Source organism: Microlunatus ginsengisoli, assembly GCF_039537205.1.
GTDB lineage: Bacteria > Actinomycetota > Actinomycetes > Propionibacteriales > Propionibacteriaceae > Microlunatus > Microlunatus ginsengisoli.
Genome location: NZ_BAABAB010000014.1, coordinates 1 through 24,398, shown reverse-complemented (window position 1 = coordinate 24,398; position 24,398 = coordinate 1). Strand labels below are relative to the sequence as shown.

General features: G+C 70.1%; 22 protein-coding genes. 9 read left to right on the top strand and 13 right to left on the bottom strand.

Annotation, left to right across the window (positions count from 1 at the left end):
* Window positions 1-57: 57 nt before the first annotated feature.
* The gene (locus tag ABD747_RS09530) at window positions 58-1,857 is read right to left on the bottom strand and encodes an SLC13 family permease (RefSeq protein WP_344803783.1); all 1,800 of its coding nucleotides are present in this window, start codon (window positions 1,855-1,857) and stop codon (window positions 58-60) included.
* A gap of 129 nt (window positions 1,858-1,986) precedes the next feature.
* Between ABD747_RS09530 and ABD747_RS09525 the strand changes: the two genes are divergently transcribed.
* Complete coding sequence (locus ABD747_RS09525; RefSeq protein WP_344803781.1) at window positions 1,987-2,361, top strand: ArsR/SmtB family transcription factor; 375 nt, start codon at window positions 1,987-1,989, stop codon at window positions 2,359-2,361.
* Entirely contained in the window at window positions 2,354-2,827 is a 474-nt protein-coding gene (locus tag ABD747_RS09520; RefSeq protein WP_344803779.1) for an SRPBCC family protein, read from the top strand. The genes ABD747_RS09525 and ABD747_RS09520 overlap by 8 nt, the downstream gene beginning before the upstream one ends.
* Before the next feature lie 123 nt (window positions 2,828-2,950).
* Here ABD747_RS09520 and ABD747_RS09515 read toward each other — a convergent pair whose 3' ends face one another.
* From ABD747_RS09515 to ABD747_RS09505, 3 genes are all read right to left on the bottom strand, one after another.
* Complete coding sequence (locus tag ABD747_RS09515) at window positions 2,951-3,460, bottom strand: YflT domain-containing protein (RefSeq protein WP_344803777.1); 510 nt, start codon at window positions 3,458-3,460, stop codon at window positions 2,951-2,953.
* Window positions 3,461-3,510: 50 nt separating this feature from the next.
* Window positions 3,511-4,989 (bottom strand): D-alanyl-D-alanine carboxypeptidase/D-alanyl-D-alanine endopeptidase, encoded by a 1,479-nt coding sequence (gene dacB, locus ABD747_RS09510; RefSeq protein ID WP_344803775.1) that lies wholly within the window; start codon window positions 4,987-4,989, stop codon window positions 3,511-3,513.
* Window positions 4,990-5,154: 165 nt separating this feature from the next.
* Entirely contained in the window at window positions 5,155-5,844 is a 690-nt protein-coding gene (locus ABD747_RS09505) for a VOC family protein (protein WP_344803773.1), read from the bottom strand.
* 43 nt (window positions 5,845-5,887) lie between these two features.
* On the opposite strand from ABD747_RS09505, the gene ABD747_RS09500 reads away from it, so the two are divergent.
* The 3 genes from ABD747_RS09500 to ABD747_RS09490 all read left to right on the top strand — a co-directional run bounded on the left by ABD747_RS09500 (window position 5,888) and on the right by ABD747_RS09490 (window position 9,371).
* On the top strand, window positions 5,888-7,222 hold the full coding sequence (locus ABD747_RS09500) for a magnesium transporter MgtE N-terminal domain-containing protein (RefSeq protein ID WP_344803771.1): 1,335 nt from the start codon (window positions 5,888-5,890) through the stop codon (window positions 7,220-7,222).
* A complete protein-coding gene (locus ABD747_RS09495) occupies window positions 7,215-7,805 on the top strand; it encodes a DUF1003 domain-containing protein (RefSeq protein ID WP_344803769.1) in 591 nt (196 codons plus the stop codon). Before ABD747_RS09500 ends, ABD747_RS09495 begins: the two co-directional genes overlap by 8 nt.
* A gap of 399 nt (window positions 7,806-8,204) precedes the next feature.
* Complete coding sequence (locus ABD747_RS09490; protein ID WP_344803767.1) at window positions 8,205-9,371, top strand: Mrp/NBP35 family ATP-binding protein; 1,167 nt, start codon at window positions 8,205-8,207, stop codon at window positions 9,369-9,371.
* Window positions 9,372-9,527: 156 nt separating this feature from the next.
* Here ABD747_RS09490 and ABD747_RS09485 read toward each other — a convergent pair whose 3' ends face one another.
* The 4 genes from ABD747_RS09485 to sigE are packed head-to-tail and all read right to left on the bottom strand — an operon-like array spanning window position 9,528 to window position 13,688.
* Window positions 9,528-9,950: a sec-independent translocase gene (locus tag ABD747_RS09485; RefSeq protein ID WP_344803765.1), complete on the bottom strand. Its 423-nt coding sequence runs from the start codon at window positions 9,948-9,950 to the stop codon at window positions 9,528-9,530.
* 4 nt (window positions 9,951-9,954) lie between these two features.
* A complete protein-coding gene (locus ABD747_RS09480; RefSeq protein WP_344803763.1) occupies window positions 9,955-11,451 on the bottom strand; it encodes a trypsin-like peptidase domain-containing protein in 1,497 nt (498 codons plus the stop codon).
* 3 nt (window positions 11,452-11,454) lie between these two features.
* On the bottom strand, window positions 11,455-13,011 hold the full coding sequence (locus ABD747_RS09475) for a zf-HC2 domain-containing protein (RefSeq protein ID WP_344803761.1): 1,557 nt from the start codon (window positions 13,009-13,011) through the stop codon (window positions 11,455-11,457).
* Window positions 13,011-13,688, bottom strand: a complete 678-nt coding sequence (gene sigE / locus ABD747_RS09470) for an RNA polymerase sigma factor SigE (protein ID WP_344803759.1) — start codon at window positions 13,686-13,688, stop codon at window positions 13,011-13,013. Before sigE ends, ABD747_RS09475 begins: the two co-directional genes overlap by 1 nt.
* A 220-nt stretch (window positions 13,689-13,908) precedes the next feature.
* On the opposite strand from sigE, the gene dapA reads away from it, so the two are divergent.
* Together dapA and ABD747_RS09460 are read left to right on the top strand one after the other, a co-directional pair.
* Window positions 13,909-14,829 (top strand): 4-hydroxy-tetrahydrodipicolinate synthase, encoded by a 921-nt coding sequence (dapA, locus tag ABD747_RS09465; protein ID WP_344803757.1) that lies wholly within the window; start codon window positions 13,909-13,911, stop codon window positions 14,827-14,829.
* Window positions 14,830-14,849: 20 nt separating this feature from the next.
* Window positions 14,850-15,527 carry an O-methyltransferase gene (locus ABD747_RS09460; protein WP_344803755.1) on the top strand — a complete coding sequence of 226 codons (678 nt, stop codon included), beginning with the start codon at window positions 14,850-14,852 and terminating at the stop codon, window positions 15,525-15,527.
* On the opposite strand, the gene ABD747_RS09455 is transcribed toward ABD747_RS09460, so the two are convergent.
* The 5 genes from ABD747_RS09455 to ABD747_RS09435 all read right to left on the bottom strand — a co-directional run bounded on the left by ABD747_RS09455 (window position 15,517) and on the right by ABD747_RS09435 (window position 21,617).
* Window positions 15,517-16,800, bottom strand: coding sequence for a glycoside hydrolase family 32 protein (locus ABD747_RS09455; RefSeq protein ID WP_344803753.1), 1,284 nt, complete (start codon window positions 16,798-16,800; stop codon window positions 15,517-15,519). The two genes, ABD747_RS09460 and ABD747_RS09455, sit on opposite strands and share 11 nt — an antisense overlap.
* A 170-nt stretch (window positions 16,801-16,970) precedes the next feature.
* On the bottom strand, window positions 16,971-18,368 hold the full coding sequence (locus ABD747_RS09450) for a glycoside hydrolase family 32 protein (protein WP_344803751.1): 1,398 nt from the start codon (window positions 18,366-18,368) through the stop codon (window positions 16,971-16,973).
* Window positions 18,365-19,267, bottom strand: coding sequence for a carbohydrate ABC transporter permease (locus ABD747_RS09445; protein ID WP_344803749.1), 903 nt, complete (start codon window positions 19,265-19,267; stop codon window positions 18,365-18,367). Before ABD747_RS09445 ends, ABD747_RS09450 begins: the two co-directional genes overlap by 4 nt.
* Window positions 19,264-20,214 carry a carbohydrate ABC transporter permease gene (locus ABD747_RS09440; RefSeq protein ID WP_344803747.1) on the bottom strand — a complete coding sequence of 317 codons (951 nt, stop codon included), beginning with the start codon at window positions 20,212-20,214 and terminating at the stop codon, window positions 19,264-19,266. The genes ABD747_RS09445 and ABD747_RS09440 overlap by 4 nt, the downstream gene beginning before the upstream one ends.
* Window positions 20,214-21,617: an ABC transporter substrate-binding protein gene (locus tag ABD747_RS09435; protein WP_344803745.1), complete on the bottom strand. Its 1,404-nt coding sequence runs from the start codon at window positions 21,615-21,617 to the stop codon at window positions 20,214-20,216. Before ABD747_RS09435 ends, ABD747_RS09440 begins: the two co-directional genes overlap by 1 nt.
* Window positions 21,618-21,754: 137 nt before the next feature.
* Here ABD747_RS09435 and ABD747_RS09430 point away from each other — a divergent pair, with 137 nt between their 5' ends.
* Window positions 21,755-22,846, top strand: coding sequence for a LacI family DNA-binding transcriptional regulator (locus ABD747_RS09430; RefSeq protein WP_344803743.1), 1,092 nt, complete (start codon window positions 21,755-21,757; stop codon window positions 22,844-22,846).
* 44 nt (window positions 22,847-22,890) lie between these two features.
* Window positions 22,891-24,318 carry a GH32 C-terminal domain-containing protein gene (locus ABD747_RS09425; protein ID WP_344803741.1) on the top strand — a complete coding sequence of 476 codons (1,428 nt, stop codon included), beginning with the start codon at window positions 22,891-22,893 and terminating at the stop codon, window positions 24,316-24,318.
* The last annotated feature ends 80 nt before the right edge of the window (window positions 24,319-24,398 follow it).

Genomic DNA, 24,398 nt, shown 5'->3' with positions numbered 1-24,398 from the left:
GCCCAAGCAGCTGCGCGAGCGACGAACGACTCGGATCAAGCCCTGCGCGAGCGCAGCTCAGAACAACTGAGGCACGAGCCCGATCGAGACCAGCCCGAACAGGGCGACCATGACCAGGCCGAGCCTCCAGTAGTCGCCGAAGCGGTAGCCGGCCGGTGCCATGATCATCATGTTCGCCGGTGTCGCGATCGGGGTGAGGAAGGCGGCGGCGGACGCGACGCACAGGCTCATCAGCACCATTCGTACGTCCATCCCGAGCTGCCCGGCCGCCGAGACCGCGATCGGGATCATCACCAGCGCCGTCGCCGCGTTGCTGATCAGCTGGCCGAAGACCACGGTGACGACGAACAGCGCAGTCAGCACCGCATACGGGCCCGCCCCGCCGACCCCGCGAACGATGGCCCCGCCGACCAGCTGGCCGGCGCCCGAGACCGAGATCGCCGTGGACATCGGGATCATCCCGGCCACCAGCAGCACGGTCGACCAGGGGATCCGGCGATAGGCCTGCTGGACCGTCAGCACCCGGAAGATGATCATGGCACCGGCGGACAGCAGGGCCGCGATCGCGGCCGGCACTACGCCGGTCGCCAGCAGGACGACCATCACCGCCAGGATGGCCAGCGCGCGGCCGGATCTGGCAGCCAGCGGCACGGCCTGCCGGCGGACCAGTTCCGGCGAGTCGATGACCAGCACGTCGTCGTCCCGAGCGCCGGCGTCGAGCGCGCTCCAGGACCCCTCCAGCAGCAGCGTGTCGCCCACCTGGAGCACCGTCTTCTCCCGGCCGCGGTCCCGACCCTGCCGCTGGACGGCGAGCACCACGAGGCTGCCGTCGCGGACCAGCCGCCCGGGACGGACCACCTCTCCGATCAGCCGGGAGCGCGGCGGGATGATCACCTCGCCTACTCCCGAGGTCTTGGTCACCAGGGCGGCCGCGGTCTGCTCCCGGGTGCGGACGTCGTCGATCCGGAGCCGCTGGTCCGCGGCGTAGCGCTCGACGATCGGCACCGCGCCGGTGACCGTCAACCGATCGCCCACGGCCAGTGCGCCGTCCGTGCTGGGCCGGTCGTGCGCAGCGTCATAGACCATGATGACGTTGAGACCCGGGTAGGCGGCGAGATCGAGTTCCTCCCGGGGGCGGCCCACCAGCGCCGACGACTCGACCAGGCGCAGATGGCTCAGGCTCTCCAGCCCGTAGTGTCTGGCCAGCGTTGTGGCGTGCTGGCTCAGGTCGGCGAACGCCTCGCCGCGACGGTCCGGGACCAGCCGCCAGCCGAAACCGACGATGATCAGCAGCGTGCCGGCCAACAGAGGGATCCCGGCCAGGGCGAACTCGGCGAACCCGAACCGGCCCAGCCCAAGATCGCCGGCGGTGTCGGCGAAGATCACGTTCACCGGGCTGCCGGTGAGCAGCAGCATCGAGCCCGCGCTCGCCGCAAAGGCCAGCGGCATCAGCAGTCTGGACGGCCGGAGACGCTGGCGCACCGCGACCAGCACCGCCATCGGGAGGAGCGCGGCCACCGCACCGTTGATGCTGATCACCGCGGTGAGCCCCGCGGCGAGCAGCATGGTGAAGATCAGCAGACGACGCGGTCCCGAGCCAGCCACGCCGAGCAGCCGCTGCCCGATCCAGGCCGTCACGCCGGTCGAGTCGAGTCCCTCGCTGACCACGAACAGCGACGCGATCAGGACTACGGTGGCGTCGCCGAACCCGCGCAGCACCTGCTGCGGATCCAGCACGCCGACCGCCCACAGCGCGATCGCCGACCCGATCGCGACGACTTCCACCGGCAGCCGATTCCAGACGAACAACGCGATCGTCACACCGAGCACGACCAGGGTCAGCAGAGCCTCGCTCACCCGCCCATCTCACCAGACGCCACGGATCCGGCCGATCACCCGTCGAGGGTCCGGGCCGATCTCCCCCGTCCGCCCCCGGTCAGCCGCGCACGCTCTTGACACCGCGTCGATAGCGCTCAATACTTAGTCATGTGCCTAAGTATTGAGCAGCTCGACCGACTGTTCCGCGCGTTGGCCGACGGCACACGGCGCGCGATGGTGGAGCGGCTGTCCCGAGGTCCGGCGTCGGTCAGCGAGCTGGCGAAGCCCTTCGCCACGGCGCTGCCGACGGTGGTCCAGCACCTGACCGTGCTGGAGCGCGCCGGAATCGTGAGCTCGGAGAAGACCGGTCGGGTGCGGACGTACCAACTGGTCCCCGGCGCGCTGCAGAGCGCCGAGGCCTGGATCGGCCGGCAGCGGCTGCCGGCCGAGCGCCGGCTGGACCGGCTGGACGAGTTCCTCCGCCGGTCGTCGCCCGGCTCCCCAGAAACCGTTGACATTGAAAGGAACGAGAGAGATGACTGAGACGATCGAACGGACCGAGACGCACGCCACCTTCGTCATCGAGCGGGACTACCCCGCGCCCGTCGACACGGTCTGGCACGCGCTGTCCGCCGAGGAGGCCCGCGACCAGTGGTTCGGGGCCGGCGAGGCCTTCGACATCCGGGAGAAGTCACACGACTTCCGGGTCGGCGGGCAGACCTTGGAGGAGGGCCAATGGCACGACGGCCCGCAGTCGACCTTCCGCGCCACCTATACCGACATCGTCGACCAGCATCGGATGGTGTTCACCTACGACATGTGGGTGGAGGGTCGGCACCTGTCCACCTCCCTCACCACCATCGCGCTGGTCCCGGAGGACGGCGGCACCCATCTCGTCTACACCGAGCAGGGCACCCACTTCGACGGCCTGGACAGCATCGAGGGTCGCGAGGAAGGCACCCGAGGGCTGCTCGAGCAGCTCGGCTCCTACCTCGCTGCACACCGGTAGGGCCGGCGAGCGTCAGCTCGACGCGCGGCTGTCGCCGATCGACCTCGTACGCCGTGATGGAGAGGCTTGACACGAGTGAGGAATCCGCTCGCGGTCGATCGGCGACACGCTCGCCCGGTTGCGCTACTCGAAGGCCGACGCGCGGGCGCCCGGCATCTGGTTCAGCTTCTCCCGGGCCTCGGCGGCGACCTTGTGCTCGCACAGCACCTCGTACTTCGTCGCCACGATCTGGCTGACCGAGGTGAAGTCCCGCTTGCCGCGCGACAGCGCATAGGCGGCGGCGGAGAAGCCGACGCCGAGCGCGATGCCAATCGCCAACGAGAACAGGATCAGCAGCAGCCAGCTGGTCGGCCGGCCGAAGATCAACATCACGATGGCGACCAGCAGGCCGGTCGAGATCCCGGACTGCACCCCTTGGCCCAGTACCGTGCTCCAGCTCCGCCGGCCGAGCACCCGCTCGACCGATCGCAGCTCGGTGCCGACGATCGCCATGTTCTCCACCGGAAAGCGCTCGTCGGCCAGGAAGTCGACGGCCTTCTGGGCGTCGGCATAGCTGTTGTAGATGCCGACGGACTGCGGAAACTGCAGCTCGAAGATCTGGGCCGGCGAGCCGGGCTGACGGGGAAGGGACATGGCGCGAGACCTCCTGGCTAGAGGACAAATCTACCGCCGCGCCGGCAGCCTCAGCCGTTCCAGTTCGCCAGGGTGACCACCAGCGTGTTCTCCACCGGACGCGGGGACGTCCGGCTGTACTGGCTGAGCATGGAGAACACGTACAGGTGTCCGTTGCGGCCCCTGACGTAGCCGCTCAGCCCGGTGACGCCGGTCAGGCTGCCGGTCTTGGCGTGCGCGTTGTTCGCCGCCCGGGTGTTGGTCATCCGGTAGCGCAGCGTGCCGCCGACCGATCGCTTGGCGTTGCCGGCGACCGGCAAGGCGGCGTAGAAGGACCCGAACCAGCGTTCGTTGCGGACCGCTGCCAGGGTCGAGGTCAGCGCGCGTGGCGTCAGCTTGGTCGCCCGGCTGAGGCCCGATCCGTCGACCAGCACGACCCCGGCCAGCGGCACGCCGAGCGAGGTGAGGTACGTCCGGGTCTGCGCGATGCCGCCGGCCCAGGTCCCCTTGCCGCCGCTCTTGCGGCTCATCGCCTTGGTCAGCGCCTCCGCGTGCATGTTGTTGGAGTACTTCAGGAACGGCTTCAGCATCGACGACAGCTGCATCGAGGTGTCCCGGCCGATCAGGTGCCGGCCGGTGGCCGGGGTGGTCGCGATCATCGTCGAGCCGGCCACGCTCACCCCGACCTTGGCCAGTTCGGCCCGCAGCACCGCACCGGCATACAGCTCGGGCCGGTCGACGGTGATCTGCACGCTGCTCGTTCCCCGGTTGGTCGGCACCCGCCCACTGACGGTGATCTTGTTCGTGCCGTACGTCCGGCTGATCTTGACGGTGTTGGTGTTCCCGCCGCTGGTCGATCTGTTCACGATCTTGACCACCTTCGCGGCGGCGGCCGGGGAGAAGCTGATCTTCGCCGGCTTGCCCTTCTTGCCGGGCTGATAACGGACATAGATCGTGCCCGCGTCGTAGTCGGAGTTCGGGGCCACGGTGAGTGCGGTGATCGGCGCCGCGTAGTAGGCGGACGCATAGCTCTTCGACCAGTGCGGGTTGTAGCGGGCGGAGTCGAACCAGGTGCCGTCCACCACCAGCCGGCCGGTGAAACGCTTGATCCCCGCGGCCTTGATCTTCTTGGCCAGCGCGGCGTAGTCGGAGACCCGCGCGGTCGGATCCCCATAGCCCTTGAGATAGAGCCGGCCGTCGACCACTCCGTCGACCACCGGTGCGCGCCGGATCACCTCCGTCTTGAACCGGTACGTCGGCCCGAGCACGTGCATGGCAGCGACCGCGGTCACGATCTTGGTGTTGGACGCCGGGGTGGTCGCCCGGGTCGGGTGGTAGCCGTAGATCTCCGCACCGAGGGTGGCGTCGTAGACCACGGCCGCGGTCGTCGCCTTCTTCACCCGCGAGTCCGCGAGGACCTTGGCCAGCTTGCTCGACAGCGCGGGGTCCTTGGCCGCGGCGGTCGCCGGGACGACCGGACCGGTCGGGCCGGCCAGCGCCAGGCCTCCCAACACGACCATGATCAACGATGCACGGAATCGCGGGGGCATGGGTGCACTCCTTCGTGCCTGCAGCGAACTGACCGGACCCCGAGCGGCGACAGAGTAACCCGTGTGACGAGTGGGACAACAGGCCGAGCGCCCCAACACTCAACCGCTGGTCGAGATGACCGCCTGCGTGCCCGTCACCCGTCGAAGGGCCGTCGGACCCGTCGCTCAGCTCCGGACGAAGACGCAGAACTCGTTCCCCTCCGGATCGGCCAGCACGTCCCAGCCGATCTCCTCGTCGCGGGCCCGGAGCAGCGTAGCGCCGGCGGCCAGCAAGGTCGGTGTGTCACCCCAGACGTCCCAGTGGATCCGGTTCTTCACCGTCTTCGGCTCGGAGACGGCCCCGAACACGACCTCACACGGCAACCCGGCGCCCGGGCCGAGCACCCGGTCGCCTTCCTCGGAGCCGGCGTCGCGCCGCGGCTCCAGTCCGAGCACGTCGCCCCACCAGGTCGCGATCGCGGCCGGATCGTGCGCGTCGACGATCAGTTCGTACAGCCGGTAGCCGGGCACTCGATCGACCGGCCGGACGAAGCCGCAGAACTCACCGCCCTCGGGATCGGTCAGCACCGTCCACGGCTGTGCGGTGTCGACCACGCTCGCCCCGGCCGTGACCAGCCGCGAGATCGCGTCGGTGTGCACGTCGAGATGCACCCGCTGCTTGACCGTCTTCGGCTCCGGCACGGCGTTGATCCAGATCGCCTGCTCCGGCTCGGCGCCGACCAACCGCACGTTGTCGCCGCGATCCTCCATTCGCAGGCCGAGCACCTCGGCCCAGAAGGCACCCAGCACCGCCGGGTCGGCCGCGTCGATGCAGAGGTCCTTGAAGCTGGTCCGGTCCGTCCTCGTGTCCGCCATCGGGGAAGCCTATGACGGTGGATCGCTGGGATAACCTCGCACCGTGGCTACCTCGACGGCCAACTCGGTCTTCGTCTCGCGGATCCGCGGCCTACCCGTCCTGGACGCGGCGGCCGACCAGGTGGGCCGGGTCCGCGACGTCGTCGTCCAGCGGCGAGCCGAGGGGCGCGCCCCGCGGGTGAAGGGCCTGGTCGTCGAGCTGTTCGCCCGCCGGCGGATCTTCATCCCGATGGAGCGCGTGCGCAGCGTCGATCCGTCCCAGGTGGTCATCAGCGGGGTGGTCAACACCCGCCGGTTCGAGCGTCGCGACACCGAGACGCTGGTCATCGACGACCTGTTCGACCTGGTCGTGCTGCGCGCGGACCACCACGGCTCGGCGGTGATCTTCGACGTGGCGATGCGGCTGGTCCGCAGCCGCGAGTGGGAACTGTCCGAAATCGCACTCCGCGACCAGCCGTCGACCCGGCCGTTCGGTGTGCAGCGATTCGGCCGGCCCGGGCACGTGGTGATCGTGGACTGGCACGAGGTGGCGCTGTTCGCCGACGCCCAGGTGCGCAGCACCGATCAGCTGATCGCCCAGATGGAGGACATGAAGCCGGCCGACATCGCTCGCGAGCTGCACGACATGTCGCCCGAGCGGCGCGCCGAGGTCGCCTCGGCCCTGGACGACAGCAAGCTGGCCGACGCGCTGGAGGAACTGCCCGACGACGAGCAGGTGCAGCTGATCTCGGAGCTGGACACCGAGCGTGCGGCCGACATCCTCGAGGAGATGGATCCCGACGACGCGGCCGACCTGATCGCCGAGCTGAGTCCGGACATGGCCGAGGTGCTGCTCGACCGGATGGAGCCGGACGAGGCCAAGGACGTACGCCGGCTGCTGAACTACGCCGAGTTCACGGCCGGCGGGATGATGACTCCGGAACCGGTCATCCTCGCCCCGGACGCGACCGTTGCCGACGCGCTGGCGATGGTCCGCGACGCCGAGCTGACCCCGGCCCTGGCCTGCATGGTCTATGTCTGCCGGCCGCCGATGGAGACACCGACCGGACGCTACGTCGGTGGAGTCCACATCCAGCGGCTGCTGCGGGAGCCGCCGTCGACACTGATCTCCGGCCTGATCGACTCCGAGCTGGAGCCCCTGCAGGACACCGCGAACCTGCACGCGGTCAGCCGCTACTTCGCGACGTACAACCTGGTGAACGCACCGGTCGTCGACGGCCAGCACCGGCTGATCGGCGCGGTCACCGTCGACGACGTGCTGGACCACGTGCTGCCGCCGGACTGGCGCGGCACCCAGCTGGACGCGCTCTCCAGTCAGGCCGAGTCCGGTCAGTCCGAGGCGCGCTCGGCCGTCGCCGGCGGGGTGAGGCGTGGCTAGGGCCGACGAGCCGCAGCGGCTGAACACCCCGGGACGCCGCAAGCGCTCGCTGCTGCCCAAGATCCGGCTGGACCGGGACGCGTTCGGCCGGTTCGCCGAGGGCTTCGCCCGGTTCATGGGCACCGCCCGGTTCCTGGTCTGGATGACGGTGATCATCATCGCCTGGGTGCTGTGGAACGTCCCGTTCGGACCGCCCCGCCCCCGGTTCGACGAGTACCCGTTCATCTTCTTGACCCTGATCTTGTCGCTGCAGGCGTCCTACGCCGCACCGCTGATCCTGCTCGCCCAGAACCGCCAGGAGGCCCGCGACCGGGTTGCCACCGACCGGGACCGCGAGCAGGCGGCCCAGAGCCGGGCCGACATGGACTTCGTGGCGCGCGAGATCGCCGGTCTGCGGATGTCGGTCGGCGAGCTGGCCACCCGCGACTACGTCCGGTCCGAGCTGCGCGCCGAGCTGCGCGCGATCCTCGCCGAGCTGGAGTCCACCGGACACATCGAGAGCGACGACGCGCCCGATCCGGCCCCCCGGCCCTCGCTGCGGACCTCCGTCGAGCGACGCCGCGACCGCCCGCGTACCCCCTGACCCGCCGCGCCCTCCCGGCCCCGCCGCCCCTTCTCCGTCGGGCCGCCTCCCCGCCGCGCGCTACCCCGCTCGCGCTCCCGGAAACTGTGCAGCTCTCGCAGCGACACGCCGGTGGGCCCTGCAAGAGCTGCACAGTTTCTGGGGAGGCCGGGGAGGTCGAGCCGGGAAGCAGACCGCGCCTGTCGCCAGCACTGCGACCCGCTCTCGGCCGGCCCCGAGCTTGCCCGACCGGCCCCACTGCCGACGGAAACTGTGCAGCTGTTGCAGCGACACGCCGGTGGACTCTGCAAGAGCCGCACAGTTTCCGGGACGGGTGGTGGGGAGGACCGGCGGCGGGGGGATGGCGGGGCGGCGCGGACGGCCGCGGCTGGGCAGCGGCCGGCCGCATAGGCTGGCCGCATGTCTGCCGGTACGACCTCGACGCTCGAGTCCGACATCCGCCGCGCCCTGGCCGGGGTGAAGGATCCCGAGATCCGCCGGCCCATCACCGATCTCGGCATGGTCGAGAGCGTGGCGATCGACGACGCCGGCGCGGCCCGGATCCGGGTGCTGCTGACGGTCGCCGGCTGCCCGCTGAAGGACACCCTGCGCCGGGACGTGACCGCCGCGGTGGGCGCGGTCAGCGGGGTCAGCACCGTGGAGGTCGAGCTGGGCGTGATGAGCGACCAGCAGCGCACCGAGCTGCGCAACCAGTTGAGCGACGGCCAGGCCGACCGGGAGATCCCGTTCGCCAAGCCGGGCTCGCTGACCACCGTGATCGCCGTCGCCTCCGGCAAGGGTGGGGTCGGCAAGTCCTCGGTGACGGTGAACCTCGCCGCCGCACTGGCCGCCCAGGGCCGCAGCGTCGGCGTGCTGGACGCCGACATCTACGGCCACTCGATCCCGGGCATGCTCGGCGTCGCCGACGCCCGGCCGACCTCGATCGAGGACATGATCTTGCCCGTGCCGGTGAACGGGCTGAAGGTGATCTCGATCGGCATGCTCAAGCCGCGCCGGGACCAGGTGGTCGCCTGGCGTGGCCCGATCCTGGACCGGGCGCTGACCCAGTTGCTGGCCGACGTGTTCTGGGGCGACCTGGACTTCCTGCTGCTCGATCTGCCGCCGGGCACCGGTGACGTCGCGATCTCGCTCGGCCAGAAGCTGCCGAACGCCGAGGTGCTGGTGGTCACCACCCCGCAACAGGCGGCGGCCGAGGTGGCCGAGCGGGCCGGCACGATGGCGTCGATGATGAACCAGCGGGTGATCGGCGTGATCGAGAACATGGCCTATCTGGAGACCACGTGCCCGCACTGCCAGCAGTCGCACCGGGTCGACGTGTTCGGCAGCGGTGGCGGCACCGAGGTAGCGAGCACCCTCAGCACCCGGCTGGGCTACCAGGTGCCGCTGCTGGCCGAGATCCCGCTCGACCCGGCGGTCCGCGCCGGGGGCGACGAGGGCGTACCGCTGGTGGCCTCTGCGCCCGACCGTCCGGCCGCCGCCGCGCTCGCCGGCGTCGCCCGCGACCTGGCCAAGCGCGGCCGCGGCCTGCTCGGCAAGCAGCTCGGCCTCGACCCGATCGGCCGTTAGCTAGCCGCGGTCGGGCCCCGCTACCCGGAAACTGTGCCGCTCTTGCAGTCTCCACCGGCGTGTCGCTGCAACAGCTGCACACTTTCCCGCGAACGGGGCCGGCCGAGCCGAACCGAGCCGGTGAACGCGCGCTGTCGCGCGAACGGGCCCAAAGAGCTACGTCGCTTCGAGGTCGAAGGGGGCGTGGCTGCCGGCGGGGATGGAGGTGGAGGCCCGGGGGGTCGGGCCGCCGGGCGAGAGCGGCTTCTGGCCGATCGCCGTCGCGACGTCGTCCCGAGCGCTCTTGCCGGTGGTCGAGACGTCGTCGAACTCCTTCTTGACGTCGTCCACGACGGGCTGGATGTCGTCCAGCAGGTGCTTCTGCACGAACGTCTTCGGGTTCAGGTCGCGGATGTCCAGGTCGGAGAACTCGGGGCCGAGCTCCTGGCTCAACTGGTCTTGCGCGTTGCTGGCGATGTTGCGCAGATAGCGCAGCACCCGGGCCGCCTTGCGGGCGAACTCCGGCAGCTTCTCCGGCCCGAACAGCACAATGGCGATCACCACCAGCACCAAGAACTCCGGTGCATTGATGTCGAACATCGCCCTATCCCTCTCGACTGCCCAGCGTGACCTGGGCCTCGCGTACCTGACCGTCGCGGCGATAGGTCAGGGTGACCCGGTCACCCGGCCGATGCGACCGTACCGCGACGATCAGCTCCTCGGTGGCGCTGACGCCCTGGCCGTCGATCTTGGTGACCACGTCGCCGACGCGCATTCCTGCCCGGGCGGCGGGACCGTTGCCGCTGACCGAGCTCAGCCGAACCCCGGCCAGGTCGCCGGCGTCCTCCACGTTGGCACCGATCACAGGATAGGTCGCCTTGCCGTCGTCGATCAGCATCTTGCCGACCACCATCGCCTGATTGATCGGGATGGCGAACCCGAGCCCGATGTTGCCGGCCTGCGCGCGGTCGCCGCCGAGGGTGAGGATCGCCGAGTTGACCCCGATCACCCGACCGCCGGCGTCGATCAACGGGCCGCCGGAGTTGCCCGGGTTGATCGGGGCGTCGGTCTGGGTGCCGTTGATGTACGCGTTCGACGCCTCGCCCTCGCTGCCGACCGCGACCGGCCGGTTCCGCGCGCTGACGATGCCCTGGGTCACCGTGCCGGGCAGGCCGAGCGGGGAGCCGATGGCGAGCACGCTCTCGCCGACCTTCGTGTCGTCGGAGTCGCCGATGGGCATCGGGACCAGCGCGTGCGACGTCTTCACCCGGATCACCGCGATGTCGTACGTCGGTGAGCGGCCCACCAGGCTGGCACCGGCCTGGGTGCCGTCGGAGAAGACCACCCGCAGCCGCTGCCCCTCGGCGGCGCCGGCGACCACGTGGTTGTTGGTCATCACCAGCCCCTGGTCGTCCAACACGAAGCCGGAGCCGATCGTGCTGTCCTGGCCGCTGCCGACCCGGATCATCACCGCACTGGGGAGTGTCTTCGCGGCCACGGCGACCGCGTCCAGGGTGTCGGGGGCCGGCGCGACCGGCGTCTTGGAGGCGCGCGCGCTCGGCGTCGCCGCGGGACCCGCCGGGGTGGCCGGTTGCGAGGGCGCGGGAGCCAGCGTGCTGGTCGAGGTGCTCGGCGACGTCAGCTCGCCCAGCCGAGACCCGGCGTAGCCCGCCGCTCCCCCGATCAGCAGCGCGGTCAGCGCCGCGATCGCGATCACGGCGGCGGGCCGGATCCCGCGCCGGGCGGGCGCCGTCGAGCTCGCGGCCGGAGGCGGATAGCTCGGCCCGGCGGCCTGCACGGTCGTCGGTGGCGGCAGCGGCGGAACCCCGCCCGGCGCGGGATAGCCGCCCGGCGCGGAGTAGCCGCCCGCGCTCGGTGCCGCGTACGTCGGGCGGGCCGGCGGGAGCGGCTGGGTGTGCTCCTCGACGCCCCACGACCCGACGCCCAGCGGATCGGGACGCTGCTCGGCGCCGTACGGTCCGCGGTCGTAGGAGCCGTAGTAGTGATAGTCGGGCCGTCCGGCCGACGGCCCGTCAGCCGAGTCCGGTGCTCCACCGGCGTCCCTACCGACCCCGCCGGAGCGGGAGTCGTCTTCGGCCATAGGTCAACCCGTCACGGACTCGAGAATGCGGGACCACCCCGCGCGGACGCGGTCAATCGTAGTCTGCGGCGAAGACGGATCATGGGGCAAAGCAGCGACGGTGTCGGCCAGCAGGTCCGCGGATCCGTCGGTCACCACGGTGAACACGGTGTCGCCGGAAGTCCAGCTCGCCACCTTCGCCGCGCCGCCGCGGACGTACGCCCGCAGCGAGCCGTCCCACCGGGTGCCGGCCGGTGCGTGGCCGAGCAAGCCGTGCTGCTCGAACACACTGACCGAGGACAGCCCGTCGGAGTACCCCAGGTGCAACACCGACGGCGTGCCGGCGGAGTCGGTCCGGATCCGCACCAGCGACAGCCCGCCGAGCACGTCGGGGCAGCTCCAGCCGTCGGCTCGCAGATCCGCGCTGCTGGCCAGGGTCCGCGAGGTCGTGGTCAGCGAGACGGTCGCCTTCTTCGACACGTCGGCGATCGAGTCGGGCTCACCGATGCTGACACTGGTGAAGCCGGACGACAGCGTCGTGCGACCGTGCTCGTCGTAGGTCTCGTGCCACAGCAGCAGGCCCGATTCGGCGTCCAACCACCAGCGCGCCGCGGTCTGCCCGCTCGGCCCGATCGCCGACACCACCGTCGCCTGCCGGCCCGCGACATCGACCCAGCGGCTGCCGATCAGCAGGTAGTTGTCGGCCAGCAGGCTCAGCTCGTCGGAGTCGACGGCCCGCGCGGTGGTGTCGGTGCTGATCGTGCTCAGCAGCTGTCGGCCGCTGGCGTCGAGCACGGCCACCTCGCGACCACCACCACTGCGGGTCTCGACGGTGTACAGGCTGCCGAGCACGCGACCGTCGCTGAGCACCTGGAACGACTGCGTCCCCCGATAGCTCACCTCGCCGGCCGCGGCGGCCGACCGGCGCAGCTGCGCCAGTGCCTCGGCCTCGTTGAGCTCGCGCACCACGCCGATGTCGCCGGACGGTCCGAAGATCGCCGGCGGGGTGACCGTGAACGCGGCCCCGAGGGTCTGCCCGTTGGACATGGCCACGCTGCCGGCCGAGTCGGCCAGCGGCTCCTGGGCGGCCAGCGCGCTGAACTCGGCCTGCGCGCTGGTGGTCGGGTCGGCGATCGTGCTCGCGACCGGCGGTGCCGCGGACAACCCGACGGCGACGACCAGCACGGCACCCGCGCCGACGCTTCCCGCCGCGGCCGCGAGCCGGGCCGTGCGGCGGCGTCGACGTCGGTAGGGCCCGTGCCCGGTCCGCCGGAACGGTGCGGCCAGCAGCGGCTCCTGGGCATCGGTGCCGGCGATCGCGACCAGCCGGTTCGCGAGATCGTACGAGGGCGGCGGGGTGTCGGGGCTGGACTCCAGGTTCAGCAGCCGGCGGAGCCGGCGAAGCTCGGCCACCTCGGCCCGGCAGGCCGGGCAGCCGACCAGATGATTGAGCACCCGCTCACGGTCGGCGTCGTCGAGGGCACCGTCGACCAGTGCCGATCGCTGCTCGGCCAGCGCGGCACAGGCTCGCGACCGGCGCTCGGAACCGGCCGACTCGTGGTCACCTCCGGAGGCCACCACTAGCCCGACCTCGCAGGCTCCAGACCGGCCTCCACCTCCACGCCGAAGTAGCGCTCGTGCTCGTCGGTCGGTCGGCGATGGGCCAGCGCCGCACGCAGCTGGGAGCGGCCCCGGTGGATCCTGCTCCGGACGGTGCCGATCTTGACGTCGAGCACCGCGGAGATCTCCTCATACGTCAGGCCCTCGATGTCGCAGAGCACCACCGCGGCCCGGAACTCCGGCGGCAGCGCGGCCAGCGCGGCCGCCACGTCGTGGTCGAGCCCGGCGTCCATCAACTCCTCCGACGGATTCGGCCAGCGGCTGGCCAGCCGCTCCGCGGAGTTGTCGGCGAGGGCGGAGAACCGGATCTTCTGCTTGCGCCGCGCCGAGTCGAGGAACAGGTTGGTGGTGATCCGGTGCAGCCAGCCCTCGAACGTGCCGGGCTGGAAGCGGTGCAGGGAGTTGAACACCCGGACGAACACGTCCTGGGTCAGGTCCTCGGCGTCGTGTCGGTTGCCGGTCAGCCGGTAGGCCAGCCGGTACACCCGCGCACCGTGATCGCGGACGACCTCTTCCCACGTCGGCGGGACCCAGTCCACGGCCGGCGGCGGCTGCCATCCCCCGGTCGGCACGCCCGTCGTTGCGGGCGCGGCGGTAGTCGGCGGCTGCCAGGTCTGGGGGTCGGGAGCAGGCCACATGGCGGTTCCCTACCTCCTGTCGTGTCCGGGACCCAGTGGGGGCTGACTTACCATTCTCGCGGTCCTGGCTGTCAATCTGCTGAGCGAACACTGGTCTGCGACTGTGAGGTCGCGCACCGGTCCGGGTTCGGGCACCAAAACGGACGGTGCCGGGCCGGCGTTCCCGCCGCCCGCCGATTCGCGTTCCTGTCGGAGGGCCCGGCAGCGGTAGCGTCGTGCCATGAGCTCTCCCCTGGCGACCGCGGACGCTCCCTTCGGCCGCGTCCTGACGGCGATGATCACCCCGTTCGCACCCGACGGCTCCCTGGACCTGGTGACCGCTCAGAAGGTCGCCGGCTACCTGGTCGACAACGGCAACGACGGTCTGGTGGTGAGCGGCACCACCGGGGAGTCACCGACCACCAATCCGGACGAGGACGGCCGGCTGCTGACCGCCGTCCTGGAGGCGGTGGGCGACCGAGCCACCGTCGTGGCCGGCGTCGGCAACAACGACACCCAGGCGTCGGCTCGGCTGGCCCGGCAGGCCGCGGCGGAGGGGGCGCACGGCCTGCTGCTGGTCTCGCCGTACTACAACAAGCCACCGCAGGCCGGGCTCGTCCGGCACTTCCTGACCGTCACCGAGGCCGGCGGCGAGACACCGGTGATGCTCTACGACATCCCCGGCCGGGCCGGGGTCCGGATCGCTTTCGACAGCTACCTGGCGGTCGCGCAGGACGAGCGGATCGTCGCGGTCAAGGACGCCGTCGGCGATCTCCCCGGCGGCTGCCGGGTGATGGCCGAGACCGGCCTGGCGCTCTACTCCGGCGACGACGGGCTCAACCTGCCGTGGCTGGCCTGCGGGGCCGCCGGGGTGGTCTCGGTGGTGGCGCACGTGGCCGGCCGGGCGTACGCGGACATGGTCGCAGCGGTCGACGCCGGCGATCTCGCCACCGCGCGCCGGATCAACCGCGACCTGCTGCCGGTGGTCGCCGCGATCATGCCGCCGACGTCGCAGGGCGCCATCATGTCCAAGGCCGCGCTGCAGCTGCTCGGGGTGCTGGAACACCGGACCGTGCGCTCGCCGTACGTCGAGGCCGACGACGACCAGGTCGCCGGGCTGCGGAGCGTGCTGCGCTCCGCCGGATTCCTCGCCGCCGGCTGAGGCCCAGTAGGCTGACCGCCGTGACACCTCCGGCCAGCACCCCTCCGGCCAGCACGACCGCCGCCAAGGCCGCGCCCAAAGCGGCGTCCTGGGCCTATGCGGAGAACTTCCGCCCCGAGTCCGAGGCGGCGGCGTACGCCCGCGAGAGCGCGGTCGATCTGGGCGTCAGCCCGCTCGGCCGCGGCAGCGCGGCCGCGCTCACCGTGCTGGCCCGGGCGGTGGCCGCCAAGGCCGTCGTCGAGATCGGCACCGGCACGGGCGTGTCGGGGCTGGCTCTGTTCGCCGGCATGCAGCCCGACGGCATCCTGACGTCGGTCGACATCGAGCCGGAGCACCAGCAGATCGCCCGCAAGGCCTTCGGTCAGGTCGGCATCCCCTCCCAGCGCTTCCGGCTGATCAGCGGGGCCGCGCTGAGCGTGCTGCCGCGGCTGCGGGACGGGGCGTACGACCTCGTCTTCGTCGACGCGGACAAGGTGGAGTACGCCGACTACGTCGAGCAGGCCATCCGGCTGCTGCGCCCCGGCGGCATCCTCGCCGTCGACAACTCCTTGTGGCACGACCGGGTGGCCGATCCGCACAACAGCGACGACCAGACCCTGGTGATCCGCGAGACGCTGACCGCGATCGCCGAGAACGAGGACCTGGTCAGCGCGCTGCTGCCGGTCGGTGACGGCCTGCTGGTCGCGGTCAAGAAGTAGGCAGTCCCAGCCGCCAGAGCGTCACCGCACCGTCGGCCTCGATCGACCACTGCCCGTGGGCGCCCGGGTAGGCCCGGGTGGTGAACGTGCCCGTCGGGCCGAAGCACTCGATCAGGCTCCCGTCCACCAGCAGCCGCACCGGACCGTCGGACTGCGCGACGACGTACTCGTCCCGGGTCTGGGGGTCGGTCAGCCGGAGCACCAGCCGACCGGCCGACTGCACCTCGAACGCCGCCGCCTCGATCGGGTCGCCCGACGCACAGGACAGTTGCTCGCGGCGCAGCCCGGTGAACTCGGCGGCCGGCCGCATGAGGACGGTGTCACCCTCGAGCACCAGCTCACGCGGGGAGGTCAGCGTTCCGCACCAGCCGGCCGCACGGATCGCCTCGTCGCTGCGGCCGGTCCCTTCCCAGGCCCAGCCCCAGAGCAGCACCCGATCGTCCTCGACGAGCGCCTGCGGCGCATAGAAGGTCGGCCCGGCGTCGAGCGTGCCACCGGTCGACGGCACGAACCGCAGCCCGGTCCCGTCGGGCACCAGGTCTCCGACCAGATAGCGGACGCCGCTCAGCACATGGCTGCGCCACAGCGAGAGCACCAGCACCCAGGAGTCGCCGAGCCGGAACAGGTTCGGGCACTCCCAGATGTTCGCCGCGGCGACCGCGGACGCGATCGGGTCGTCGGCGGTCAGCAGCGGGCCGAGATAGGTCCAGGAGGCCAGGTCGTCGCAGCCGTAGAGCAACAATTGCGGCGAACCCTGCACCGCACCGGCACCCTGGACGGCATAGCGGTGACCGTCGTACTCGAACAGGAAGGGATCGCGTACGTCGGACACGGCCGGGTCGTCCGGGGTGCCGATTCGCCACTCGTCGTCTGCGGTCCAGGACCGCAGGCTGCGATCGCTGCGAGCCAGCGCGACCCCGGCGTCCTGGGCGCTCTCGCCGACCGCGGTGTAGACCGCGGTCGGCACCCCGTGGTCGTCCACCACACAGCCCGACCAGCAGCCGCCGCGGTCGGCGCCGCCCGGCCGGGGTCGCAGCGCCACCGGCTCGGCGGCCCAGGCCAGCAGGTCCGGTGAGCTGGCGTGGCCCCAGCCGATGTCGTCGTGCACCGGGCCGGCCGGGTTGAACTGGTAGAAGACGTGGTAGGTGCCGTCGATCCGGCAGACCCCGTTCGGGTCGTTCAGCCAGCCGTGCTCGGGATGGATGTGGAGCCGCGGGCGGTCCCGGTCGGTGGCCTGGGCGGTCTCGTTGACGACAGGGGCGTCGGTCGACATGACGTTTCGATCTCCTCGGTGGGGGTGGGTGCGCCGGTTCGGATTGATTCGTTTCGGCGTGGCCTGACCGGCACCGAGCGGTCAGACCCGCACGCCGGACGACGTGATCACGTGATCAACGACCGCTCGGAGGGTGAGCAGCACAGGACCGGCACCATGATCATTGTGGTCTACGCCGAGGCTCCGCCCGCGACCAGTTCGGCCGATCCGACCGCTGAGGGCAGCTCACCGGCCAGAGCCCACACCGTGCACCCGTCCGGCGCCGCGATCCGCCACGGCGGCGCGCCCACCGGATAGACCCGCGTGGTGAGAACCCGCCCGGCGCTGGTGAACACCTCGACGACGGAGCCGTCGACGAAGATCCTCGCGGCCGGGCGACCGGCGGCGGCATCGAAGGCATCCGGAGCCGTTACCGTGCCGCCGTGCACGTCGGCACGGCTGCTGGCTCCGGTCCGGTCGATGATCAGCGCGTTCGCCTCCGCGTCGCAGATCACCTCGAGGTACTCCTCGTCGCCGAACTGCAGCCGAACCCGGGCGCCGGCCGACGGCACGACGATCTCGCACTGAGGGCTCACCCGCGCCTCGCTCGCGCGAGTCGCCGGCCCGACGCGCAGCTCGGCAGTAGTCGGCAGCGGGGCCGATCGCAGACTGCCGTCGTCGTCCAGCCATACCTGGCGCGGCAACGACAGTGCCCCGGCCCAGCCTGCTTCGTGCCACTGGCTGGCCGGCCGACCTTCGGTGACCCACCCGAACAGCAGCGGGCCGAACGGTCCGTCGCGCAACGCCGACGCGGCGTAGAAGTTGGTGCCGTGGTCGACGATGCTCAGCCGAGTCGGCTCGCCGACGAGCAGAGAGAGAACGCTGTTCACCCCCCTGGCACGGCTCCAGGTGCCCACGATCGCGACGCTGCGGCCGGCAAGGTCGAGCACCTGCGGACATTCCCAGGCATCGCCGACCTCCGGCCCGTCACCGTCCTGGCCGGCCAGGAAAGCCAGGTCGTCGAGGCGGGTCCACTCGTGCAGGTCCGCCGACAGGTAGTGCCGGACCGCCGACCGGCCGTCGGCGTAGCCGGCTCCGACCACCATCTGCCAGCCGTCGTCGACCTTCCAGACGAACGGGTCGCGGAACATGATGGCGTCTTCCTCCGGCGCCGGATCCGGCACGACCTGGCTCGGCGGTCCGAAGCTGTAGCCGCCGTCGTCCGACACCGCGGTCAGGACGGACTGGTAGGGCGAGTCGGTTCGATACCCGGAGTAGAACGCCCGGATCCTGCCGTCGTCGAGCACCGTGTTGCCCGAATAGCACCCGTCCCGGTCGGGCCCGTCCGGAACGGGGGCCATCGCGGGCCGGTGCAGGCGCCACGTCACGTAGTCCTCGCTCGTCAGGTGTCCCCACTCCACCGGCGCGGCCATGTCTGTCGTCGGGCGTGACTGGAAGTACAGGTGCACCAGGTCGTCCAGGACGATCGGACCGTTCGGATCGTTGAGATAGCCGCGGGGCGGCCGCGGGTGGTAGCGGGGGCGATGATGGTCGGGCGGATCGGCCGGTTGTGCGCCGGGGCCGCTCACCGCGACGATCCAGCCGTGACTCCGGCGATGAAGTAGCGCTGAGCGAAGACGAACAAGATCACACTCGGCAGCATGGCCAGCACCACACCGGCGAGCACGACCGAGATCGAACCCGTGCCCAGGTTTCCCTGCAGGGCGACCAGGCCGAGCGGCAAGGTGAAGTTCTCCTGCGACTGCAGGAAGATCAGCGGACGGTAGAACTCGGCCCAGAACCCGGAGAAGTTGAGGATGGCCAGGGTCGCGATCGCCGGGCCTGCCATCCGTGCGTATACCGAGAAGAACACCTGGAAATGGCTCGCGCCGTCGATCCGGGCCGCCTCACCGAGCTCGCGCGGCATCTGCATGAAGTACTGCCGCATCAGGAAGGTCCCGAAGGCGCTGCCGAGCGCCGAGACCACGAGCGACATCAGCGAGTTGGACAGACCCAGATAGCGGATGATCACGAACACCGGGATGATGATCGTCTGCAACGGCACCATCATGGTGGCCAGGAAGACCACGAAGATCGCGTTCCGCCCCGGGAACTCGATCATGGCGAACGCATAGCCCGCCAGCGTGCAGGTGACGGTCTGGCCGACCACGATCAACACGGTGACGATCACGCTGTTGACGAAGAAGCGCGCGATGGGTATCTCCTTGAACACCGCGCTGTAGTTCGAGAAATCCGGATGCAGCGGAATCCACTGCGGCGGGTTCGTGAAGGCCTCGGCGGGCGTGCGGAGCGAGGTCGACAAGGTCCACAACAACGGACCCAGCGCGACGACCGCCGCCAGCAGGAGGAAGACGATCCCGACGATCCGCCCGATCCGGCCAAGCGCACTGGACCGGCGGACCGGGGACTTGACGGGTGCCGGCGCGGTCACCCGCAAGGCGGCACCGATGTCCGAACTGGTACTCACTGGTAGAACACCAACTTCCGTGCGGCGAGGAACTGGATTCCGGTGATCGCCAGGATGATCAGCAGCAGGCCGATCGCGATCGCCGAGCCGTAGCCGAACTCCAGGTTCTGGAAGCCCTTCTGGTACATCGAGATCGTGACGGTGGTGGTGGCCGTGCCGGGTCCGCCCTTGGTCATGATGTAGGGCTGATCGAACAGCTGCATCGCATTGATCAATGCGACCACCGCCGCGAACAGGATGGTCGGGCTGATCAGTGGGATCTTGATCCGCAGCAGCGTCCGCAGCGGAGACGCACCGTCGATCTGAGCCGCTTCCAAGACATCGGTGGGGACGGCCATCAGCGCGGCCACGAACAGGACGAAGGTGAATCCGGCCTGCTGCCAGACGGTGATCAGCACGATCGTCGTGGCGGCACCGAACGAGCTGTTCAGCCACGGCACGGCGGGTATCCCGATCAGACCCAGGTAGTAATTGACGACGCCGAACTGATAATCGAACAGATAGCCCATGAAGATGGACACAGCCGCGGTCGACGCCAGCAGCGGAAGATAGAAGGTGGTGCGGAAGAAGGTCCTCATCCAGGTCCTCCTGCGCTGGTTCACCAGCACCGCCAAGACCAGGCCCAGAGTCAGTTGCAGCACCACGATGGCGATCGCCATCCCGATCGTCACACCGAACGACTTCAGCACCGGTCCGTCGGCCAGCATCGACTTGTAGTTCTTCAAGCCGATGAACTCCGGCGGCGAGATGACGTCCCAGGAGGTGAACGACAGCAGGAACGAGGCGATGATCGGGATCGCGGTGAAGACGGCGACGAAGAGCACCGCCAACCCGATCATCATGAAGCCGAAGCGCCCTTCCCCCTGCTTGGTGGGATGCCGCTTCCGCCGTGGTGGGGAGGCTGCCGCCCGCGCAGTCACGGCGGCAGCGGCGGTGGGGGCGGACATCAGCTCCCCGCCGCCTTCTCCAGGTCACTCTGCAGTCCGTCGAGTGCGCCCTTGGCGTCACCGGAGGACATCGCCTGGGTGGTGCGCTGGTTCAAAGCGGTGGCCAGGGCGTTGTAGTACGGCGGGGCCGGGATCGGCGCGGTGTCCGGGTGCTTGGTCAGCGTGTCGTAGAACACCGACCAGTTCTTCGGACCGGTCGTGGAGTAGCGCTCGGCGGTCATCAAGGACTTGCGGGCGGGCGTCGTGACGTTGCCCGGGAACACGATGTCGAAGGTCTCGGGCTTCACCAGCAGCTTGATCACTTCCCAGGCCAGATCCTTCTTCTGGGACGTCTTGAAGATCGCGTAGCCACCGGCGCCGAACAGATGGCGCTGGCTCTGCCACTTCGGGAACAGCTGGACGTCGAAGCTGCCCTTCTTCATCCCGGCGTTGGTGAGTCCGCCGGCCCAGAAGCCGCCGCCGATCGCCATCCCGATCCGGTTCGAGGCGAACAGGCCCTGCAGCGTGGCGCCACCGCCGACGTCCGGCTTGGGCGACAGCCCCTTCTTGTTGAGGTCGATCATGTACTGCAGCGCCTCCACGGTGCCGGCCGAGTTGGCGGTCGGCGCGCCCCACTTCCAGCCGCCCTTGCGGCCGGCGGCGGCCGGGTCGCCGGAGTACGCCGCGTTCCACAGCCAGTCGCCGCCGTCGTACTTGCCCTCTTCGAGCAGATTGGCGTTGTTGGCGTACATGAACGACGTCCAGCTCCCCCAGAGCCGGACGACCCAGCCGAACCCGTTGACGCCCTTGATGCTCGCGGTCTTCGCCGCGGCGTTCTCGAAGTCGGACAGCGTCCAGGATCCGGTCGGAGTGTCGACGCCGGCCTGCTCGAACAGCTTCGTGTTGTAGAACATGTTGCCGGCGTTGAAGCTGTCGGGCAGCTCCCACAGGTGGCCCTGGTACATCATCGACTCGATCAACGCCGGATGGACGTCGGCGAAGTAGCTTTCCTTCAGGTCGGCCATGTCCTTGGTGACGTAGTCGTCGAGCGGGACCGCCAGCTCCTTCTGGGCCATCAGCTGCAGCCCCTCGGTCGCGACGCTGATGATGTCCGGCGGGGTGCCGGCAGCAACCTGAGTCAGCACCTTCGCCAGGAAGTCGTTCCAGTCGGTGCCGTTGATCGCGGAGATCTCGAACGTGATGGACGAGTCCAACTTGCTGATCTGCGGCTGAAGCCGGTTCTGCAGCTCGGTAGCCGCGGACTGCTCGCCGAAGTACAGCATCTTCAGCGTCTTCGACGACGAGCCGCCGCCGCTGCCACCACCGCAACCAGCGGCGGCGGCGAGAAGTCCGGACAGGCCGAGTCCCGCGGCTCCCTTGAGCAGGGTACGCCGGGCGAACGGGCTGGGTTGCGGATACGTCATCGGTGGGCGCTCCTTCGCACGAGATGGCGGGTGGCCAGGCGCCACCCAATACGTATTGGTCCGTAAGTTAGCAGCTTGCCGGCAATTTATGCAATACGTATTGGTCCCTTACCCACAAGGATTTCGAGTGTGTCATCATGAGTCACCGTCCGAACCCGACCACGCAGGGAGCAGCGATGCCGAAGCGCTCGGCCGATCGGTCACCGCGGGTGACCATGAGCGATGTCGCACGTCGTGCGGGGGTGTCGCAACCGACCGTCTCGTTCGTGCTGAACGACCGCCGCGACGTGGCCGTCGCCGAAGAGACCCGCCGCCGGGTGTTAGCCGCGGCCGCCGAGCTCGACTTCGTGCCGAACCGCGCGGCACAGCTGCTCCGGTCGAACCGGTCGTACCTGATCGGCATCGTCACCAACGGCATCGTCTCCCAGCCGTACGCCGGACGGATCGTGCTGGGCATCCAGCAGGTGGTGCAGCCGGCGGATTACCTCTGCCTGGTGATCGACACCACCGATGATCCGGACGAGGGAGACATCGCCGTCGCGAACCTGCTGGCGAACGGGGTCGCCGCCATGGTCTACGCCTCCCCGCGGCCCAAGGAGCTGCACCGCAGCCGACGACTGGATGACACCCGCACGCTGTTCGTCAACTGCTGGCCCGACAAGGGTGCAGTGGAGACCGTTCTCCTGGCCGACGAATATCACGGCGGACTCGCCGCGGCCGGCGCGGCGTTCGACCTCGGCCATCGTGACGTCGCCTTTCTCGGTGGCGACGAGGAGGAGTACGCCTGCATCGAGCGCCATCGGGGCTTCGTCGACGCCGCCCGGACGGCCGGGGTCGATCCCGGCGGCCTCACCCAACGCTACGGCGACTACTCGATCAGCTCCGGCTACGACCTGACGGTCCAGACGCTTCGCACCCACCGACCGACGGCGCTCATCTGCGGCAACGACCGGATGGCCATCGGAGCCTTGCTGGCCGTGCAGTCGCTGGGATTGGCGTGTCCTGACGACGTGAGCATCGTCGGGTTCGACGATCAGCCGGACGTGGCTGATCAGGCCCGTCCGAGTCTCACGACCGTCGGCCTACCGCACCTCCAGATGGGACGGCGAGCCGGCGAGCTGCTCCTGGAGGAGCCGAACGATCCGGTCGACCGCCTGATCATCCCGGCCGAACTGATCCGCCGGGAGTCGCTCGGGCCGCCACCCACCCGTCGGCGCCGGTTGCGCTGATCGACCGCCTCGACATGACGACAAACCAGAAGAGGAGTACTGCGGTGACCGTTCACTTCCGACCGCCGGGCGGCTACGTCGGCGACCTCATCCCGTTCGAGCGGGACGGCAGGCTGTGGCTGTTCTATCTCCTCGACGAGCGCCGTGATCCACCCACCGGGATGCCCTGGGCTCTCGCCTCGACCGAAGACTTCGTCAGCTATACCGACCACGGAGTGGTGTTGCCCTCCGGTGGCCCCGACGCGGCCGACTTCGACTGCTACACCGGCTGCGTCATCGACGACGGTGAGCAGCTGCACCTGTTCTACACCGGGCACAACCCCGCGCGTCGAACCGCGGCCGGCGACCTCCAGGTCGTCTGCCACGCCACCAGCGACGGCGATCTGACCCAGTGGCAACGACACCCCGACCACACCTTCGGCGCGCCGGCCGGCTACTGGCCAGAGGACTGGCGGGACCCGTACGTCTATCGCGTCACTGCCGACGAGCCGTGGCTCATGGTGCTCGCGGCTCGGCACATCGGTCAACCGGAGCGACGCGGCGGCGTGGTCGCCCGGCTCACCTCGACGGACCTGGTGACCTGGCAGCCGACCACCCCGCTGTGGGATCCCCACCGCTTCATCACCCAGGAATGCCCGGAGGTGTTCCAGTGGGGCGACTGGTGGTACCTGGTCTACTCGGAGTTCTCCGACGCGTTCCAGACCCGTTACCGGATCGCTCCCGGGCCCGAGGGGCCGTGGTCGGCGCCCGTCCGCGACTCCATCGACGGAAGGGCGCGCTACGCGTCCAAGTCGGTCGCCCGGGACGGCCGCCGGTTCTTCGTCGGCTGGATCGCGACCCGGCAGGGCGACCACGACGACGGCGACTGGGAGTGGGCCGGCGATCTAGCGGTTCTCGAGGCGTCGCAGCAAGCCGACGGCACCCTGGGGTTCGGCCTCCCGCGCGAGCTGGTCGACTCGTTCACGGACGCGTCGAACCTCCGGCTCGAGCCGATCGACGGCTCGGCGGGCACTCCCGGCTTCGGCCCCTCGGACGGCTACGCCGCCTGGCTCGGACCGATGCTCGCCGATCCCTGCATCGTCACACTTACCCTCGAGCTCACGGCCGGGAGCGGTGCCTTCGGACTGCTGCTGCGCACCGACGACACGGCTGAGACCGGCTACGAACTACGGCTGGAGCCGGCCCGGAACCGCATCGTCTTCGACCGGTGGCCGCGCGGGCGGACCGGGCCGGCGCAGTGGCAGGCGCGCGGCGACGTGCCTCACGCCGTCGAACTGGAGCGACCGTGTCCACTGCCGGCCGGAGCGCACACCGTGCAGGTGCTGATCGACGGGTCGACCTGCGTCGCCGTCGTCGACGACCAGGTTGCCTTGACCACCCGCCTCTACGATCACGCTTCGGGGCGCATCGGCCTCTTCACCTGTGACGGCCCGATTGACGTCACCGAGATGCTCGTCGCTCGACGCAGCTGAGTCCAGCTAGTGGTCCGTCGTTGATTTGATCTGGTGGAGGGTGTCGCGACCTCTGGACACCTTTTGGATGATGTCCTCAG